We start from the raw sequence: 17,352 nt of genomic DNA, 5'->3' as shown, positions 1-17,352 counted from the left end.
GAAGATGATTGTGACAACATCAGCAATTTCAACATATGAGCCTTTGACGGAAGAAACGGCCATCAAATTGGCGGCGAGACTTTTCCCAGAAGGCGCGATTCTTAAATGCCAGGAAATCGGCGATGGCAATTTGAATTATGTCTTTCGTGTAAGTGACTCGAAAAGCGATAAAGGGGTTATCATCAAACAGGCACTTCCCTACGCGAAAGTGGTGGGCGAAAGTTGGCCGCTGACATTAAAACGTGCAGCGATTGAAGCAGCGGCCCTGCGGAAGCATAGCGAGTTTGCAGCTGTCCTAGTACCGGAAGTATACGGCACGGATGAAACATTGGCCTATACAATTATGGAGGACCTTTCTCATCTGACAATTGCCCGAGAAGGCTTGATACAAGGGAAGAATTATCCGAATTTATCCGCACATATCGGTGAATATCTGGCTCAGACTTTATTCCATACGTCAGACTTTGCGTTGCATCCTTTTGAAAAGAAACGGCTGGTGGCGGAATTTTCCAACCCGGAACTGTGCAAAATCACGGAAGACTTGATTTTCACTGATCCATTCTTCGACCATGACACGAACAATTTCGAACCGGAGCTTCGACAAGTGGTTGAGGCGATATGGAGCAACAATGCCTTGAAGCTTGAAGCAGCGAAACTGAAGCGCAGCTTTGTGACGGAAGCGGAGGCACTGCTGCACGGCGACCTCCATACCGGCAGCATTTTTGCCGATGACAATCAAACTAAGGTCATCGATCCAGAATTCGCGTTTTACGGACCGATCGGCTTTGATGTCGGTTTGTTCATCGCTAACTTGATTGCTCAGGGCATTACGCGTAACGGCGAAGATCGAGAAGCAATCGTAGGACATGTTATAAATACGTGGGAAGTGTTTGAAGCGCGTTTCTCTCAGTTATGGCATAGCGATGGAATTGAAGACTTCAAAGATGTTCCTGGTTACTTGGAATCGGTGCTCGACAAAATTTTCCGGGATACACTCGGCTTTGCCGGCTGTGAGTTAATCCGCCGCACAATCGGTCTGGCGCATGTCAAAGATCTCGACGGCATCGAAGAAGCGGAACGGCGCATCCAATTCAAAAAACAAGCTCTCCAACTTGGGGAAACATTCATCATAAAACGCAGCGAGCTAACATCCATTCATGATGTGACAGCGCTGTTGGAGGAATTTTAAATATGGCGATTCCCTTATCGATTCAATGGATAAACGGCCAACTAATCATCCTGAATCAGCAGAAACTGCCGCACGAAACGGAATATATTACACTCAACACGATCGAAGATGCATTCGATGCCATCATTACCTTGAAAGTCCGCGGCGCGCCGGCCATCGGCATCACGGCAGCGTTCGGATTGGCACTTGCTGCACAAAGGCATGAGACGGAAACGCTAGAAGTTTTCCACCATTACGTGAAAAAAGATGCGATCTATCTTGGTTCATCACGTCCGACGGCAGTCAACCTTGTATGGGCTCTTAGCAGGCTGCAGCAATCAATTAACTCTGCGAAAACAGTTGAAGACGCTAAAGCTCAAATCCTGGCTGAAGCAATACGCATCCATGAAGAAGACGAACAAGCCTGCCGCAATATAGGCGGCTATGCGTTGGATTTATTGGAAGGGCGCACGAAAGTCCTGACAATTTGCAACGCCGGTTCCATTGCAACAGCGAAATACGGCACTGCGCTGGCACCGTTTCATCTGGGCAAGGAACTGGGTAGGGAGTTTGAAGTCTACGCCTGCGAAACTCGGCCGGTGTTTCAAGGGGCACGGCTGACGGTGTGGGAGCTGCAGCAGGCAGGCGTTGATGTGACGTTGATCACCGACAGCATGGCCGCTCACACCATTAGCGCAAAAGGTATCGAAGCCATTATCGTCGGCGCTGACCGCATTGCGGCAAACGGCGATACAGCAAATAAAATCGGGACTCTCAACTTGGCTATATTGGCTGCAGCTTACAACATTCCGTTTTATGTGGCTGCACCGGTATCCACGTTCGATTTGCAGATTCCGAACGGTAAAAACATTCCAATAGAAGAACGGTCGGCAGAGGAAATTACCTATGTCGCTGGCCAACCTATTGCGCCGAAGAACACAAAAGTCTTTAATCCGGCATTCGACGTAACGCCGGCCCACTACATCACTGCCATTATCACGGAAAAAGGCATCATCCATCCGGATTACGAGCGAAATATACAGGAATTGCTTGTCGCAGTTAAGTAAGGTTATATCATCAATATTCAGCAAAACAGCTTCACTTTATAAAACCTCGCCTGGGAGTCTTCGCTGTTTTGCTCCATATCTCCAGGGACTTCTCTCTGTGTCAGTACGGCATCGAACTAAGCGGGAGCTTTGTTCTTTGCGCTTTCATAGCGTCGAAGCTGTAGTAAGAGATTCACAAAAAATATAAGAAGCAAATAAGGAGAGAAATCATGAAAAAACAATCATTTTTAATCATAGTGGCATTATTGTTTATTAGTATTTTATTGGTGGCATGCCAACCAAAAGGGGAAACGGTAACAGAAGAAGAAACGGATGCAGGTGATAATGCGGCAACATCGGAACATGAGCTGGCGGGCAAGAACGTGGCGTTGATCCTGCAACAGAATTTGGGAACATTTTCAGCTCAGTACATAGCGGGCGTCGAAGAGCAGGCTGAGAAATTCGGCGGTAGCGTTACGGTTTTTAATGCCGAAGGAGATTTAGCTAAAATGGCTTCCAATCTGGACGCCGCCATTAACCAGGGAGCAGACGCTATCTTGATTGACCACGGCACGAAAGAGGCCTTAAACCAAGGTGTCGAAAAAGCAGTGGAACAAGGGATTCCGGTTGTGGCATTTGACGCGGGAGTCGACGTGGAAGGCGTGGTGTCGCTTGAACAGGGAGACCAGCTGATGGCGGAACTGACCTTGCAGAAATTGTCGGATGACTTCAACGGAGAAGCGAATATCGTGAAAATTTGGACGGCCGGCTATGCGCCGATGGAGCGCCGCCAAATCGCTTACGAGCAATTCTTAAAAGACAACCCGGGCATTAAAGAAGTGGCAGCTTTTGGTGCTGCAACACAAAATACAGCGCTTGATACGCAGGCACAGATGGAAGCGATTTTGAAACAATATCCAAACGAAGGCGACATTACAGCTGTTTGGGCAGCATGGGATGAATTCGCGAAAGGCGCAGTTCGTGCCATTGAACAAGCAGGACGCACTGACATTAAAGTTTATAGCATCGATATGAGCGATGAAGATCTACAGATGATTCAAAAAGACGGTAGCCCGTGGGTAGCTTCTGCAGCAGTGGATCCGACTGATATCGGGCGCATTCAAGTGCGTTACGCTTACCAATTGATCAACGGTGAAGAGCCTGAAGAAAGAGTGGTACTGGAGCCGGTCTTCATCGATGCGGCAGAACTTCCGGAAGAAACAGTGACAACAGAAACCTTGAGCGAATACGTTGAAGGATGGGGAGCAAGCGATCAAGGCTATACAGATGACTTGCGCGAATTGGAAGGGCAATAAAGACTTGGAGCCGTCCTCGGAATAGGGCGGCTCCTTCCGGTGAAAGGAAAGGTGCAGCGATGCAGCATTTATTGACCATGCAGGCAATCGGAAAGCGTTTCGGCCATGTTACTGCTTTGCAAGGAGGAGAACTAACTCTCACAAAAGGTGAGGTTCATGCTTTGCTCGGCGTCAACGGAGCCGGCAAAAGCACAATGATTAAAATCCTTTCAGGCGTTTACGGTCCGGACAGCGGTGAAATCCGGCTCGACGGCAACGTTGTTTCCTTACGGTCGCCGAAACAGGCAAAAGAGCATGGTATTTACTGCGTCTATCAGGAAGTGGACACGGCCATCGTAGCGGAACTGACAGTGGCGGAAAATATCCTCTTGGACAGTTTTGCATCTGGCGGCAGTTTTCTGCTGTCCAGGAAGAAAATAAACAAACAGGCGAAGGATACGTTAGCTAAACTGCAGATGGAAGAAATTTCGGTGACCCGAAAAGCGGGCACGCTCACTTTGGCGGAAAAGCAACTTGTGCTGATTGCCCGCGCTTTAGTCCATTCGGCGAAGATCATCATTTTCGATGAACCGACAGCGCCTTTGTCGCTTACGGAATCGGATAAATTGTTTTCGGTGATTCAGAAATTGAGTGCTGACGGCGTTGGCTGCATTTTTATTTCCCACCGGTTGCCGGAGATCTTTGACATCAGCCACCGGATTACAGTGATGCGCGAGGGGAAATGGGTGAACACTTTCGTGACGGAAGAGTCGTATGCCGAACAGATTATAGAAGCAATGCTGGGTGAAGCGTTGAGCCAGGAACTTGAGGACCATCCCCATCCGTTAGGCGAGAATTTGCTGGAAGTCAAAGGCTTATCGGACGGTGGAAAGCTTCGGGAGGTTTCATTAACCGTCAAAACGGGGGAAATCGTGGGTATTGTAGGATTCGTCGGCGCAGGCAAGACAGAACTGGCCAAAGCGCTGTTCGGCGCATCGGATAAAATCGTCGGAACCGTAGAGATTGCGGGTAAGAAAACGCGGCTCAAACATCCGGGCGATGCGATTCGGGCGGGGCTGGCGCTGATTCCCGAAGAACGCCGGAAAGAAGGGTTGTTTGTCTATGAGACACTACGGACCAACGCCTCGTTTCCGAATTTGCGGAAGTTTTCAACGGGACTGTTCATGAACAAAACATCCGAAACACAATTTGCAGAAGAAATCATCGGAAAATTAAAAATCAAAACCGATGACACGGAAACGCCGCTACTCCATTTGAGCGGAGGCAACCAGCAAAAAGTGGTCATCGGCAAATGGATGAGTCTAGACTCACTTCTTTATTTATTCGATGAACCGACAAAAGGCGTCGATATCGGCGCAAAGGTGGATATATTCAAGTTGATCCGGGAACTGGCCGGGAGCGGCAAAGGATGCCTTTATTTCTCCAGTGAAATCCATGAAGCAATCGGCATTTCTGATCGGATTCTGGTAATGTACGATGGTCAGATCGTGAAGGAATTATCACGTCAAGAAGCGACCCAGGAAAGGATACTATTCTATGCAAGCGGTGGAAAAGAAGAGCTTATCAAGACCGAAAAACTCAGCGAAAGAGAACACAGTTCAGTTTCTGTTTAAATATGGTGCGATTATCCTCCTGGTTGCAATCATCCTTTATTTCAGTAGCCTCAGCGAAGCGTTCTTCAGTTATGGCAATTTCGCGGACATCCTCCGGTCGATTTCAATCGTTACGCTGCTGGCACTCGGTGTCACGTTCACACTTGTTGTGGACGGCTTTGATCTGTCCGTCGGCTCGACAATGTCTTTGTCGACCGTGGTAACGGCATCGCTGATGGTGTGGTATGACATGCCGCTGTGGCTCGTGCTCTTGCTGCCGCTCCTGATCGGCGTGGCGGTTGGGCTCGTCAACAGCTTCCTGATCACGGTCATCAGCATTCCGGATCTCCTCGCTACTCTCAGTATGATGTATATTGTTGCTGGTCTTCACCGCACGTATACAGAAGGCTACTCCATTTACAACAATATGCCGCTGACTTCCGGCGGCGTGGCTCCCGGCCAATTATCCGACGCGTTCCTGTGGATCGGCCAAGGCCAGTTTATAGGCTTGCCGGTGCCGGTGTGGATAATGGTGGTAATGGTGCTTGCGGCGTATCTGATCTTGGATCATACACGCTGGGGCCGCATCCTGTATATGACGGGCGGCAATGCGGAAGCGGCCAAGCTGTCGGGCGTCAACGTGAAAAAGGTCAAGACTTTGGCATACATCATTTCCGGTGTCTTCGCATCCATGGCGGGTGTCCTCTTTACAGCACGCGTCGGTTCAGGCCAGATTGATGCCGGAGCGCCATTATTGATGGAAGCGGTGGCCGCAGTATTTGTCGGCTATTCTGTGCTCGGTGCTGGCAAGCCAAATGCACTCGGCACATTCTTCGGTGCCGCAGTCATCGGCATCCTGCTGAATGGGCTGACGATTCAGAACTTGCCGTATTATGCTTTTGATATCATCAAAGGGGCTGTGTTGGTGACGGCACTCGCGGTTACTTATGTTTATGCGAAGAATAAATTCGCGAAAAGCTAAGGTGTTTTTGTTCGGGAATTTGTCTGGAAACAAGAAAAGTTCGTAAACGGTTGTGACACGTTTACGAACTTTTAACTGGTTGTTTTTATTACAGGAGTTCTTCAGCAATCAATTTATACGACTGTAAGCGATCTATATAGTCATGAGTGATAGTAACGATCATGAATTCATCATTGTGGTAGATGGATTGGAGCTGTTCAAGCTGCTCTCGTACCTGTTGTGGATTGCCAATGATTATTTTTCTCCGCATTTCTACAATTGCTTGTTGTTCCTCACTTGTATATGGATAACGGTCGGCTTCCTCAAGTGAAGGTACCCCAACGCCACCTTCCCCTTTTTCCATTTTTAATTTCCAGAGAAAACCGCTCTTTGCCAAGTGTTCAGCTTTTTCGGTCGTTTCTGCACAAATGGCAGATACTGCTATGATCGATTCCGGTTGGTAAGAGGAACTCGGTTGAAAATTTTCCTTATACGTTTCAAGGATTTCCGGCCCGTCTTTGTCGCTCATGAAATGGCCAAATGCATAGGCGCTTCCATTCTCTGCAGCAAGCATAGCACTTTTGATGCTTGTCCCAAGAAGCCATGGTTTAGGAGGAATTTCCGGAAGCGGTGCTGCAGATACTTTTGAATACATATGCTCTTCCGGAAAATCATCTTTGAGAAAACGCAAAAGTTCTTTGAAGGATTCAGGCATCTTGAAAACATTGTGCAAAAAATTATCCGAGAGAGCCATCGTCACTTCCGCTGATCCGCCGGGAGCCCTTCCGACCCCTAAATCAATTCTGCCCGGAAACAGAGTCGCTAGCATATTATAGACTTCAGCAACCTTGTACGGTTTATAATGCGGAAGCAATACCGCCCCTGCCCCAATACGGATTGTTTTGGTGTGTGCCCCAATATACCCCAGCATCACTTCAGGCGCAGAACAAGACAGTCCGGAAAAATCGTGATGCTCGGCAATCCAATAGCGCGTGTACCCGAACTGTTCCCCGCTTTTTGCAAGCTCCATGGAAGCTTGCAAAGCCATGGCTGGTGTTTTGCCAGCGGATACAGGGGATTGATCAAGGATGCTTAATTTCAGTAGATTTTCTCTAACCAATCTCAATCAGCTCCAGGCGGAATAGTGATGAAGAATTTTCATTCGTGAAATCAGTCCGTGAAGTAGAGTAATTGTTGATGGTTCCTCTGAAGCTCAAGTCGAGTTCAGGGACCTTTACATCAAACGTATTTTTGTATAAATGGACCGTAACGTCGTGGTACTCAGTCCCGCCTCTTACTTCGAAATCAAACCGAATCGTCTTTGCTTCTGTTCCGGAGCTGCTTGTAGAGACTCCCTGTTCAAAACTCGTCACCTTCAAAGAAAAATCGTCCAAAATCACTTCATTTATCATCACGAATCCTCCTATATGTTTCCCTAAGTTTGTCCATGTTACCATTCGCCTAAAACACTTAACAAACTTTCTGCTTCAACTATTTAGGGAAGAAAAAAAGATAAGGTGAAAGAGATAGAAGAAAGATTTTGTGAACGAGATGAACAAAAGAAAACGATATTCTTCAACTAACAGTGCAGGTTAGTTTAAAATGTCATACACACAAATTCAAGAATTAATGTTGTATAATAATAAGTACATTTATATAATTATGCATTATGGCAGGAGTGAAGATAATGAATTTGATTTGTGAGTCTGACCAACTAGATGAGTATTTGCTCGAATTAAATGAAGTTAATTATTCTAATCCAATTATAAAAAAGAAAGCAGATGAACTTTTCAATCCATCTCAAACGGAAATTGAAAAAGCAAGAATAGCTTTTGAATTTGTTCGTGATGAAATTTCCCATTCTTGGGATATTCAAACGAATCGAGTTACTTGTAATGCTTCTGAAGTATTAGACAGTAAAGAGGGGATTTGTTATGCAAAATCGCACCTATTAGCGTCTTTATTACGATCGCAGCGAATACCAGCAGGTTTTTGTTATCAAAGATTGATGTTATTTGATACTCCTGAAAAAGGGTATTGTATTCACGCTTTAAATGCTATTTTCATTAGATCACTTAATAAATGGGTTAGGGTTGATGCTCGTGGAAATAAAGAAGGAGTTGATGCCCAGTTTTCAATTGAAGAAGAAAAATTAGCTTTTCCAATTAACGAGGAACTTGACGAGAAAGATTATCCAGTAATTTATACGAAGCCTCATCCCAAAATTGTAGCTGTTTTAAAAGAAAATACTAATGCATTAGAAATGTATAAATATCACTTACCAGAGAGTTTGTAATCGTTTCACTAACAGTTTAGTAAAACGGACATCAAAGAAAAATGAGCTTGGAGATAAATATTCCAGCTCATTTTTTATGTGTACTATACATCAACCGTATCTTTAATATGGCCAAAAGATAGCAGGGGTAATCAAGAAAATAGAAAGCAAAGTAGTTGTAGAATTATACCCCTAATGGTATATTTTCATAACGAACTATTTAATTTAACGAATTGGAGGGGGTACTCATGTTATTTCGATCGTTTTTTGATGATAAATTAGCTCAGTATACGTATTTAGTTGGTTGTCAACGAACAGGAGAGGCGATTGTGATCGACCCAGCTCGGAATATAGATGATGTGGTCAAAGCAGCAAAAAAAGAAGGCTTAACTATTTCAGCTGCAACGGAGACTCACATTCACGCAGACTTCGTATCTGGCTCTCGTCAACTAGCCGAGCAGTACGGTGTGAAACTTTATCTCTCTGACGAAGGCGATGACAACTGGAAGTATCAATATACAGAAGGTTTAGATGTCGAGTTTGTGGAAGATGGCAATATATTCTCTATTGGGTATGTCGATTTTGAAGTAATGCATACACCTGGGCATACCCCAGAAAGTATTTCATTCCTCTTAACGGACCGTGGGGGTGGCGCATCGAACCCGATGGGAATCTTTACGGGAGACTTCGTATTTGTCGGGGACGTGGGGCGTCCGGACTTGCTTGAGAAAGCTGCTGGAGCAGAAGGTACGGCAGATAGTGGGGCGCGAGATATGTTTAAATCGGTGCAACGTTTTAAGGAGCTTCCGGATTACCTCATGGTTTGGCCAGCTCATGGCGCAGGTTCAGCATGTGGAAAATCTCTAGGTGCTGTTCCATCTTCAACAGTTGGGTACGAAAAACAATTCAACTGGGCTATGAAGATTGAAGATGAACAAGCTTTCGTCGATGAATTACTAAAAGATCAACCGGAAGCACCTGTCTATTTTGCTGAAATGAAAAAAGTTAACAAAGTAGGACCGACTGTGTTGAAAGAGGATACACGAGTACCTGACTTTACAGCAGAAGATGTTAAGCGAGCGATGGAAAACGATAAAACGCTAGTGATAGATACACGCCCTGCGACGATTGCTGAAAAAACATTGATTCCTGGTTCTATCAATATCCCTTACAATAAGTCTTTTACAAACTGGACAGGATGGTTAGCAAACTACGATGAAGATTTAGTGATCATCGGGGAGCTGTATGATAAAGAAGACATCATTCAATCGCTTCACTCCATTCACTTTGACCGTATCATTGGTTTTGCGCAAACAGAAGCAGTAGCGGAGTGGGAAACACATGATGCGTACGAAACCTTATCAGTAAAAGAATTTGTAGAAGAAGCGAAAAAAGATTCTACGTATGTACTAGATGTTCGTAATGATGTTGAATGGGGCGAGGGCCATTTAGATGAAGCGAATCATCATTTCTTAGGGGAATTACGACAAATAGATGTCCCTAAAGATCAAACACTACTTGTTTATTGCCAAGGTGGAGCACGTTCTGCTATCGCCTCAAGTGTCTTAAAGTCACTTGGTTATGAAGATGTGAAACATATGGCCGGTGGATACGGTGCCTATAAACGTGAAATGAAAAACTAAAAAAGGATGGTTTAGATGACAAATACAGTAACTGTTTATTCAACAACAACATGCCCATATTGCGATATGATGAAAAACTTCTTAGATGAGCAAAATATTTCGTACACAAATGTGGACGTTCAAAAAGATCCAATCGCTGCAAATAAATTAGTTCAAACAACAGGGCAGATGGGTGTTCCTCAAACCAATGTAAACGGTGAGTGGGTTCTTGGATTTGACCCAAACCGAGTCATGGAACTAGTAAAGTAAGAAGGCGACTTTATGGAATATCCAAATGAAATTAATAATCGTATAATACGTGCAGAAGGACAGGTAGTTGGCATTCTTCGGATGATGGACGAAGAAAGGGAATGCAGTGACATCGTGGCACAGCTGAGTGCGGTAAGGTCTGCGCTTGATAAGACGATAAGATTGGTTGTCAGTGCCAATTTGGAGGTTTGTGTACGAACGAGTGTTCAAAATGGCACGAACGATGCGGGAAAATCAGTGCAAGATGCAGAGAATTTATTGATTAAAAGTAGATAGGGGATTACATTCATGGAATGGTTGGTAATTGCAGTCGTAATTGGTTTTGTTGCGTGGCGTATGATGGGTGCTAGAGGCGGGAATTCCATCAGTACGACAGATTTAAAAGGAATTTTAACTGATTCATCGAAACAGTTTATTGATGTCCGGACGCCTGGCGAATACAAAGGTCGGCACATCACTCAGTTTAAAAATATGCCACTAAACACATTATCAAATCAATTGGGGAAACTGGACAAGTCAAAAGAAACGGTAGTGATTTGCCAGAGCGGAATGCGAAGCTCGAAGGCATGCCAGATCTTAAAACAAAATGGGTTCACGAATGTGACGAATGTCCGTGGTGGCATGAGTCAGTGGAATGGATAAGGGAGAAAACTGTGCGTCATGCACGGTTTTTTTTATGAGCAATTTATTTTGTGATTCCCAGAAAGAGGACTAGACTAAGTAAGGAAAGGTCGTGAAAAGATGACAAAATACTCCTTATTAGATCTCGCATCTGTTCGCCAAGGTGAACAGCCGAGTGATAGTTTTATCCACAGTAAAAAAATGATTCAAACCGCTGAACGTTTAGGATTTCACAGGTATTGGGTAGCGGAACACCATAATATGCAAGGTGTAGCGAGTTCGGCAACCTCTGTACTGATCGGCTATCTAGCAGGCCACTCCAACTCCATTCGTGTTGGGGCAGGTGGAATCATGCTCCCGAACCATGCACCATATATCATTGCTGAGCAATTTGGAACACTCGATGCCATGTATCCGGGCCGAATCGATCTAGGTCTTGGCCGAGCACCTGGAACGGATATGATGACAGCACGGGCACTTCGAAGAGACCATCAAGGAGCGGATGATTTTCCACAACTTGTTGGGGAGTTACTTCATTATTTGGGGCCTGTCAAAGAAGATCGGCTACCTGCTGTAATGGCTGTTCCTGGTGCCGGTGCTGACGTGCCTGTTTGGTTGCTAGGTTCTAGTACGTATAGTGCGCGACTCGCTGCACAGCTGGGTCTCCCATTTGCCTTTGCGAGCCATTTTGCGCCGGACCAATTGATGCAAGCACTGGAACTGTATCATCGTAATTTTACACCATCTAGTTATTTAAAAGAACCTTATGCAATGGCTGGTGTGAACGTTATTGCAGCTGAAACCGACGAAGAAGCACAACAGTTAAGTACGACATTAATTCAACAGTTTCTTAGTATTGTTCGTGGACATAAACATAAGATGCGTCCACCAGTGTCTTTAGAAGAACTAGACTGGACTCTGTCAGAACAAATGATGGTAGAACGATCAGTGCGTGCGCGTATTGTCGGATCCCAGGAAACGGTGAAAAAACAACTAGACCAATTTGTACAAGATACCCAAGTGAAAGAAGTCATGATCAGCATGCCGATCTATGATATAGAGAAACGTTTAAAGTCGATGGAACTCCTAATGGAAGCACAAAAATAAGCAATGGCCAGCTGGCCATTGCTTTTATTAGTCGAGGATTTTAATTTTCACTTTTTTTCGTCCCCAGTTGTATGCTTGTGATTTGGTTGGGAAGAAGACATCGATTTTATTTCCTTTGATCGCACTTCCAATATCACCGGCGATAGCATAACCATAGCCTTCCACATATACTTTCGTTCCTAGTGGAATGACGCTTGGATCAACAGCAATGACTTTCAAATGAGGGTTTTTGCGTAGGTTGATACCTGTCTTTGTTATCCCTGAACATCCTGCACAGTAAGCTGTATAGGCTGTAGAATTTACATATAACTCGTTTACTACTGTTGAAGAATTTGATCGTGAAACTGATTTTGCTGGTTTAACGATTTTTAATTTTTGATTGATTTTAATTGTATTGGTTTTCAAGTTGTTCCATGATTTTAAGTTAGCGACTGAAACTTTATAAGTTGTAGCGATGCGGTATAGAGTATCACCTTTTTTTACTGTATAGGTTGTAGATGCTGCATCCGCTGTTGTTGATGTAAAAAGTAAAGCCATTGCTAAAATAACCGTACCAAGAATCTTTCTCAAGTTCTCTACCCCTGTCTATTTTAGATAAGGATATCTTAGCAATTGAATGTTACAGATGCGTTACAATTTACACCGAATATGTTTACAGTTTCTCTCTCTATTGTGACATTTATAGTTCTAAAGACTTATGTTAAGTTGACCAGTAAATACTTCTACCGCTGGTCCTTTCATGTAAATCTGTTCTTTTGAATAGTAAATTTCCAAATCCCCTCCAAGTAAATGGACGGTAACCCATGAGTCGGATAGACAATATCCATTTACGACAGCTGCTGCGACAGCGGCACATGCCCCAGTTCCGCATGCAAGAGTTTCTCCTGAACCTCGCTCCCATACGCGCATAGAAATTTCTTGATTTGAATGCACTTCTACAAATTCCGTATTGATACGCTCCGGAAAGGCGGAGTGATGTTCAAATAGAGGGCCTATTTCTGAGAGTCGTAATGTATGAATATCTTTCATAAACGTTACAAGATGAGGGTTGCCCATACTTAAAGCGGTTACTTGGTACACTCCATGAGCAGTTTCAAAAGAATAATCGATCCACTGAGTTTCTTCCGTCAAAACAGGGATCGCAGGCGTGTTAAAATTCGCAGCTCCCATTTCGACAGTGGCAAGATGAACTTGATTGTTTTCAGTAGAGACAGTAATAGGTTTGACTCCAGACTTGGACTCAATCATGAGTTGTTCTTTTTTGGCGATGGCATAATCGTATACATATTTTGCTACGCAACGTATTGCATTTCCGCACATATTCCCTTCGCTACCATCTGCATTATACATTCGCATTTTGGCATCTGCTATATCGCTCGGGTCAATGATGACAAGTCCGTCACCACCAATTCCAAAGTGACGATCCGCTAGTTTTACAGCGAGCTTTTCAGCCTGAGATGGCGTAATCGTATAGTCAAATCCATTAATATATACGTAATCATTTCCTGCGCCTTGCATTTTTGTGAATGTCAGTTCCATGAGGGTCGCTCCTTTGAAGTAGGTGTACTGTCTATTGTAGACCATCTCTGTCAGTCAGGGAATAAAAAAACTGCCTCCAGAGGAAGCAGTTACGGTCCACTATTGAAGGTGTCTCCACCTTGAATCGTTCCATTTTCATATCCTTTATAGAACCAAGCCTTACGTTGTTCAGATGTTCCGTGTGTAAAGCTTTCTTCTACCACATATCCTTGTGCGCGTTTTTGGAGTGTATCGTCACCAACAGCACTTGCTGCAGCGAGTGCTTCTTCGATATCACCCTCTTCTAGATACCCAAGACCTTCCGCATGATGAGCCCAAACACCAGAGAAATAATCAGCTTGCAACTCAAATCGAACGAGATATTTGTTGAATTCTTCTTCAGATAAACGCTGTCTGAGTGGCATCACTTTTTCTGTTGTTCCAAGTAAAGTCTGGACATGGTGACCTACTTCATGTGCTACTACATATGCCATAGCAAAGTCACCAGGTGCATTATACTTCGTTGAAAGGTCATGGTAAAAGCTCAAATCTATATAGAGCTTGTAATCTGCCGGACAATAAAACGGGCCAACAGATGCACCTGCTGCTCCGCAAGCAGAATCCACACTACCTGTATAAAGAACAAGTGTCGGTTCCGTATATTCCATACCATTTTCTTCGAAAATTTGACTCCAAATTTTTTCAGTATCTGCTAGAACGACAGAAACGAATTCTGCTGCTTCATCATCCTGAGCGGTGTTCTGTGCGGGAGCCGTTGCTTGACTGCCACCTGTGACTTGATCGAGTACGACACCAGGGTCTCCACTAATAAATGCAAATATAAGAGCGATAATGAGTCCAAGTCCACCACCGATTCCTGCAATTCCTTTACCGCCCATTCCACGGCGGTCTTCCACGTTGCTACTACGTGTACGGCCTTGCCACTTCATGGCATTCCCTCATTTCTATTGATACATTTTATTTCTCTATTCCCACTTGACATGAAGTTTAGACAGGAGCCAAAAACTTTTTTGTCCTTTATACTGAAGGGAGGAGGCGTTTTTATGAACATACAAGTCATTGGCGGCGGCATCGCAGGCGCCTCGATTGGATATCACTTAGCAAAAGCAGGAGCCACTGTAACAGTTTATGATAGAGCGGACGCAGGACAGGCGACTGACGTTTCTGCAGGAATCATTTGTCCATGGGTCTCTCAAAGACGAAACAAAGCTTGGTACCAACTAGTTCGTGAAGGTGCGAAGTACTACCCGGCTTTTATAAATGAACTCGAAGTACTGACCAATAAATCAACCGGCTATCAGCAAACAGGAGCCGTGCTGTTATTTAAGGATGAAAAGACGCAACAATTAGCATATGAACGAATCAAAATGAAGCATGAAGATGCACCGGAGATGGGAGAGCTCACACTGTTAACTAAAGAACAACTTCAACAAATATGGCCATCCCTAACTACCGAATATTTTGGGCATCACCTGAGTGGTGGGGCACTCGTCAATGGAGCCACATTAAGGGATGCATTAAAAGAAGGGCTAGAGAAACTCGGTAGTAAGTGGATAAAATCCGGTACGCAATTCTCCAAAGATTATGATGTTCGGATTTATACAGGTGGGGCATGGGGAAATGAACTGCAAAGGACCGTTCCTGTTTCCCATCAGAAGGCACAATTGCTACATTTTACTATGGATATGAATCAACAGTTGCCGGTTATCATGGGATTGAAAACGCACTATATCATCTCGTTTGGAGGCGGTCAATTTGCTATCGGAACGACTCATGAGGATACAGATTCGTTTGATGTTACACCTTCGGAAGAAGCAATAAGGGAATTGAAGGAACTGGCGAAATCCTATTTTCCCAATCAACAGCTCAGAGGATTTCGCACGGCTATCGGCTTAAGACCTTATACGCCTAATCATTTACCTGTTGTTCAACAAATAGAGGAGAAGACATGGGTAATCAATGGTCTTGGTTCATCTGGACTGACTTCTGCTCCCATTATCGGGAGAGAATTAGCGGCCTATCTTATGAAGCAACCTACAGAAATTGATCTAACGTATTACCAAGTAGGAGGAGAGTGAAGGATGACTATCAAAATAGCGTATTATGAAGTTCGTCGACACATCGATTTTTACCTTGTACAGCAACATGTAGAAAGAGAGCAATTTCTTTATGGTACTTCGGAAGGCGTCCGCTGTGCAACTCGTACATTCACATGGAAGCAACTGCATGATATTTCCTATAAGCCTTTTTCAAGTGGGGAAGGACTACTATATCTTCATACATACCAAGGGATGTTCAGTTATCGGGTAAAGGAAAACCCGACACCTTTTCTTCGCTTTGCGGAAGAAAGAATTCGCTGCTAATTGAAACCTTTCAAAGGGTCTCCCGTAAAACTAGAAAAGATGGGAGGAATGAAGATGTTAGTGACAACAACGAATACAGTGGAGGGGAAAAAATCGCCACCTATCATGGCATAGTGACAGGCGAAGCCATTATGGGAGCGAACGTGGTGCGGGATCTATACGCGACAGTAACAGATATTGTTGGAGGCAGAAGTGCCGCTTATGAGAATAAACTTTCTGAGGGCAGACAGATCGCTATTGAGGAAATGAAAGTAAAAGCGAACCAGCTCGGGGCAGACGCTGTGATTGCGGTTGATTTAGATTTTGAAACGTTACGTGAAGGCATGATGATGTGTATTGCAACTGGAACGGCCGTGACATTCGAAAAGTAACGGAAAGAAGGATGATGCAGGTAGCGTCATCCTTCTTTTTTTCTCTGATAACTCGCAGCATTGATTAACCCTCCGATGAGAAGGACAGCTGAAGATAAGTAAAGCCAGATGAGCAAGATGATGATCCCTGCTAACTGCCCATAAAGTTCAGAATACGCTACATAGCCGACAATCTGGCCATACAGCCAAGAGATGAATTGCCAAGCTAGGGTAGCAAAAAGTGCCCCCGGTACTAGCGTTCGAATGGACAGACGTTTTTTAGGGAGTAATTGATAAAAGAATAAAAAGAATAAGAAAAGAAATATACTTCCAGTGATCCATTTGAGTACTGGCCATATCGTAATCCAAGAGGACCAGGTTTCCAGTTCCCCAGCTTGCGCAACAAACCAGAGAATCCCTTTCTCGATAATCGGAACGAAAAGGGAGATAGGGATCATGATCATAAAAATGGCTGTCACTCCAAGATCATGTAAAAGCGTTTGCCAAAATGGTCTTGCCGTATTTTTCTCATAAGCGGCTGCAAAACTGCGAGCAAGCGACTGTACCGCCATGCTTGCTAACCAAAATGCGGAGAGTAAACTGATAGATAACACCCCACCTTGGTTGCCTTGAAGAATACGTGAGACGTTTTGTTCAATAAAAGCATACGTATTTCCAGGTGCATACGGTTCGATAAAGAGGAGTAATGAATCTAGATTGATTGGTAAAAAATTTAAAAGGGACAACACAAATATCAGAAAAGGAAATAAAGAGAGCATCAAATAATAAGCAGTTTGTGCGGCTTGATCATAATATCTCTCACCAAAAAATCGCCCTATAACAAGTTTTATCGTAGATAAAAAAGCGTGCATAAACATCACCTGTTTCTCTCATTATAGAAAAACAATAGCAGGTGTTCTTGCAGGTTGGCAATACATTAGACGAGGGCCATGCTGAAGTCAGCATGGCCCTCTAGTATGGAAAAACGATTAAATTGAATAATTAAGTGTTACATCAACTAAGCCGCGGATATAAGTTCTACTGGTGTTTTCTAACTTAAGCAACGAAAACCCTACCTACTTTTTCGTCAATGCGGCCCCAAAGCCGCGCCAGTATGAATAA

The 17,352-nt window shown here is 44.2% G+C and carries 19 protein-coding genes and 1 pseudogene; 14 read left to right on the top strand and 6 right to left on the bottom strand.

Annotated elements, in window-relative coordinates; translation table 11 throughout:
• The first annotated feature begins 10 nt into the window (after positions 1 to 10).
• The 5 genes from mtnK to ACFO0S_RS11795 all read left to right on the top strand — a co-directional run bounded on the left by mtnK (position 11) and on the right by ACFO0S_RS11795 (position 6,104).
• Complete coding sequence (gene mtnK, locus ACFO0S_RS11815; RefSeq protein ID WP_378142298.1) at positions 11 to 1,189, top strand: S-methyl-5-thioribose kinase; 1,179 nt, start codon at positions 11 to 13, stop codon at positions 1,187 to 1,189.
• A 2-nt stretch (positions 1,190 to 1,191) separates the two neighbouring features.
• On the top strand, positions 1,192 to 2,235 hold the full coding sequence (mtnA, locus tag ACFO0S_RS11810) for an S-methyl-5-thioribose-1-phosphate isomerase (protein ID WP_378142297.1): 1,044 nt from the start codon (positions 1,192 to 1,194) through the stop codon (positions 2,233 to 2,235).
• A 209-nt stretch (positions 2,236 to 2,444) separates the two neighbouring features.
• Entirely contained in the window at positions 2,445 to 3,530 is a 1,086-nt protein-coding gene (locus ACFO0S_RS11805) for a sugar ABC transporter substrate-binding protein (protein ID WP_378142296.1), read from the top strand.
• Positions 3,531 to 3,589: 59 nt separating this feature from the next.
• Complete coding sequence (locus ACFO0S_RS11800; RefSeq protein WP_378142295.1) at positions 3,590 to 5,143, top strand: sugar ABC transporter ATP-binding protein; 1,554 nt, start codon at positions 3,590 to 3,592, stop codon at positions 5,141 to 5,143.
• On the top strand, positions 5,067 to 6,104 hold the full coding sequence (locus ACFO0S_RS11795; RefSeq protein WP_378142294.1) for an ABC transporter permease: 1,038 nt from the start codon (positions 5,067 to 5,069) through the stop codon (positions 6,102 to 6,104). Before ACFO0S_RS11800 ends, ACFO0S_RS11795 begins: the two co-directional genes overlap by 77 nt.
• Before the next feature lie 88 nt (positions 6,105 to 6,192).
• Here the strand turns inward: ACFO0S_RS11795 and ACFO0S_RS11790 are convergent, their stop codons facing one another.
• Positions 6,193 to 7,185 (bottom strand): LLM class flavin-dependent oxidoreductase, encoded by a 993-nt coding sequence (locus ACFO0S_RS11790; RefSeq protein ID WP_378142343.1) that lies wholly within the window; start codon positions 7,183 to 7,185, stop codon positions 6,193 to 6,195.
• 10 nt (positions 7,186 to 7,195) lie between these two features.
• Positions 7,196 to 7,495, bottom strand: coding sequence for a DUF3219 family protein (locus ACFO0S_RS11785; protein WP_378142293.1), 300 nt, complete (start codon positions 7,493 to 7,495; stop codon positions 7,196 to 7,198).
• Between the two features lie 275 nt (positions 7,496 to 7,770).
• On the opposite strand from ACFO0S_RS11785, the gene ACFO0S_RS11780 reads away from it, so the two are divergent.
• The 6 genes from ACFO0S_RS11780 to ACFO0S_RS11755 all read left to right on the top strand — a co-directional run bounded on the left by ACFO0S_RS11780 (position 7,771) and on the right by ACFO0S_RS11755 (position 11,978).
• The gene (locus ACFO0S_RS11780) at positions 7,771 to 8,379 is read left to right on the top strand and encodes a transglutaminase-like domain-containing protein (protein WP_378142292.1); all 609 of its coding nucleotides are present in this window, start codon (positions 7,771 to 7,773) and stop codon (positions 8,377 to 8,379) included.
• 227 nt (positions 8,380 to 8,606) lie between these two features.
• Positions 8,607 to 10,001, top strand: coding sequence for an MBL fold metallo-hydrolase (locus ACFO0S_RS11775; RefSeq protein WP_378142291.1), 1,395 nt, complete (start codon positions 8,607 to 8,609; stop codon positions 9,999 to 10,001).
• 15 nt (positions 10,002 to 10,016) lie between these two features.
• On the top strand, positions 10,017 to 10,250 hold the full coding sequence (locus ACFO0S_RS11770) for a glutaredoxin family protein (protein WP_378142290.1): 234 nt from the start codon (positions 10,017 to 10,019) through the stop codon (positions 10,248 to 10,250).
• A 12-nt stretch (positions 10,251 to 10,262) separates the two neighbouring features.
• On the top strand, positions 10,263 to 10,526 hold the full coding sequence (locus ACFO0S_RS11765; RefSeq protein ID WP_378142289.1) for a metal-sensing transcriptional repressor: 264 nt from the start codon (positions 10,263 to 10,265) through the stop codon (positions 10,524 to 10,526).
• Between the two features lie 12 nt (positions 10,527 to 10,538).
• Positions 10,539 to 10,892, top strand: a complete 354-nt coding sequence (locus ACFO0S_RS11760) for a rhodanese-like domain-containing protein (protein ID WP_378142288.1) — start codon at positions 10,539 to 10,541, stop codon at positions 10,890 to 10,892.
• A 99-nt stretch (positions 10,893 to 10,991) separates the two neighbouring features.
• Positions 10,992 to 11,978, top strand: coding sequence for an LLM class flavin-dependent oxidoreductase (locus ACFO0S_RS11755; protein ID WP_378142287.1), 987 nt, complete (start codon positions 10,992 to 10,994; stop codon positions 11,976 to 11,978).
• A 27-nt stretch (positions 11,979 to 12,005) separates the two neighbouring features.
• On the opposite strand, the gene ACFO0S_RS11750 is transcribed toward ACFO0S_RS11755, so the two are convergent.
• The 3 genes from ACFO0S_RS11750 to ypfJ all read right to left on the bottom strand — a co-directional run bounded on the left by ACFO0S_RS11750 (position 12,006) and on the right by ypfJ (position 14,446).
• Positions 12,006 to 12,548, bottom strand: a complete 543-nt coding sequence (locus ACFO0S_RS11750) for a 3D domain-containing protein (protein ID WP_378142286.1) — start codon at positions 12,546 to 12,548, stop codon at positions 12,006 to 12,008.
• Positions 12,549 to 12,665: 117 nt separating this feature from the next.
• On the bottom strand, positions 12,666 to 13,517 hold the full coding sequence (dapF, locus tag ACFO0S_RS11745; RefSeq protein WP_378142285.1) for a diaminopimelate epimerase: 852 nt from the start codon (positions 13,515 to 13,517) through the stop codon (positions 12,666 to 12,668).
• 89 nt (positions 13,518 to 13,606) lie between these two features.
• Positions 13,607 to 14,446, bottom strand: coding sequence for a KPN_02809 family neutral zinc metallopeptidase (ypfJ, locus tag ACFO0S_RS11740; protein ID WP_378142284.1), 840 nt, complete (start codon positions 14,444 to 14,446; stop codon positions 13,607 to 13,609).
• A gap of 114 nt (positions 14,447 to 14,560) precedes the next feature.
• Between ypfJ and ACFO0S_RS11735 the strand changes: the two genes are divergently transcribed.
• The 3 genes and pseudogenes from ACFO0S_RS11735 (at position 14,561) to ACFO0S_RS11725 (ending at position 16,251) form a co-directional block, all read left to right on the top strand.
• Positions 14,561 to 15,595: an NAD(P)/FAD-dependent oxidoreductase gene (locus ACFO0S_RS11735; RefSeq protein ID WP_378142283.1), complete on the top strand. Its 1,035-nt coding sequence runs from the start codon at positions 14,561 to 14,563 to the stop codon at positions 15,593 to 15,595.
• 3 nt (positions 15,596 to 15,598) lie between these two features.
• Positions 15,599 to 15,880: a hypothetical protein gene (locus tag ACFO0S_RS11730; protein WP_378142282.1), complete on the top strand. Its 282-nt coding sequence runs from the start codon at positions 15,599 to 15,601 to the stop codon at positions 15,878 to 15,880.
• 54 nt (positions 15,881 to 15,934) lie between these two features.
• Positions 15,935 to 16,251, top strand: a pseudogene (locus ACFO0S_RS11725) (YbjQ family protein).
• A 26-nt stretch (positions 16,252 to 16,277) separates the two neighbouring features.
• Here the strand turns inward: ACFO0S_RS11725 and ACFO0S_RS11720 are convergent.
• Entirely contained in the window at positions 16,278 to 17,102 is an 825-nt protein-coding gene (locus tag ACFO0S_RS11720) for a YihY/virulence factor BrkB family protein (RefSeq protein ID WP_378142281.1), read from the bottom strand.
• Positions 17,103 to 17,352 lie beyond the last annotated feature (250 nt).

The organism is Chryseomicrobium palamuruense (genome assembly GCF_042649045.1).
Taxonomy (GTDB): domain Bacteria; phylum Bacillota; class Bacilli; order Bacillales_A; family Planococcaceae; genus Chryseomicrobium; species Chryseomicrobium palamuruense.
The sequence above is the reverse complement of the archived record's forward strand: the minus strand, read 5'-3'. Positions and strand labels throughout refer to the sequence as shown.

Coding starts and splice junctions, on each gene's coding strand:
- mtnA (WP_378142297.1), top strand. CDS start 1,192: ATGGCGATTCCCTTATCGATTCAATGGATAAACGGCCAACTAATCATC.
- ACFO0S_RS11805 (WP_378142296.1), top strand. CDS start 2,445: ATGAAAAAACAATCATTTTTAATCATAGTGGCATTATTGTTTATTAGT.
- ACFO0S_RS11800 (WP_378142295.1), top strand. CDS start 3,590: ATGCAGCATTTATTGACCATGCAGGCAATCGGAAAGCGTTTCGGCCAT.
- ACFO0S_RS11795 (WP_378142294.1), top strand. CDS start 5,067: ATGCAAGCGGTGGAAAAGAAGAGCTTATCAAGACCGAAAAACTCAGCG.
- ACFO0S_RS11785 (WP_378142293.1), bottom strand. CDS start 7,495: ATGATAAATGAAGTGATTTTGGACGATTTTTCTTTGAAGGTGACGAGT.
- ACFO0S_RS11780 (WP_378142292.1), top strand. CDS start 7,771: ATGAATTTGATTTGTGAGTCTGACCAACTAGATGAGTATTTGCTCGAA.
- ACFO0S_RS11775 (WP_378142291.1), top strand. CDS start 8,607: ATGTTATTTCGATCGTTTTTTGATGATAAATTAGCTCAGTATACGTAT.
- ACFO0S_RS11770 (WP_378142290.1), top strand. CDS start 10,017: ATGACAAATACAGTAACTGTTTATTCAACAACAACATGCCCATATTGC.
- ACFO0S_RS11765 (WP_378142289.1), top strand. CDS start 10,263: ATGGAATATCCAAATGAAATTAATAATCGTATAATACGTGCAGAAGGA.
- ACFO0S_RS11760 (WP_378142288.1), top strand. CDS start 10,539: ATGGAATGGTTGGTAATTGCAGTCGTAATTGGTTTTGTTGCGTGGCGT.
- ACFO0S_RS11755 (WP_378142287.1), top strand. CDS start 10,992: ATGACAAAATACTCCTTATTAGATCTCGCATCTGTTCGCCAAGGTGAA.
- dapF (WP_378142285.1), bottom strand. CDS start 13,517: ATGGAACTGACATTCACAAAAATGCAAGGCGCAGGAAATGATTACGTA.
- ypfJ (WP_378142284.1), bottom strand. CDS start 14,446: ATGAAGTGGCAAGGCCGTACACGTAGTAGCAACGTGGAAGACCGCCGT.
- ACFO0S_RS11735 (WP_378142283.1), top strand. CDS start 14,561: ATGAACATACAAGTCATTGGCGGCGGCATCGCAGGCGCCTCGATTGGA.
- ACFO0S_RS11730 (WP_378142282.1), top strand. CDS start 15,599: ATGACTATCAAAATAGCGTATTATGAAGTTCGTCGACACATCGATTTT.
- ACFO0S_RS11720 (WP_378142281.1), bottom strand. CDS start 17,102: ATGCACGCTTTTTTATCTACGATAAAACTTGTTATAGGGCGATTTTTT.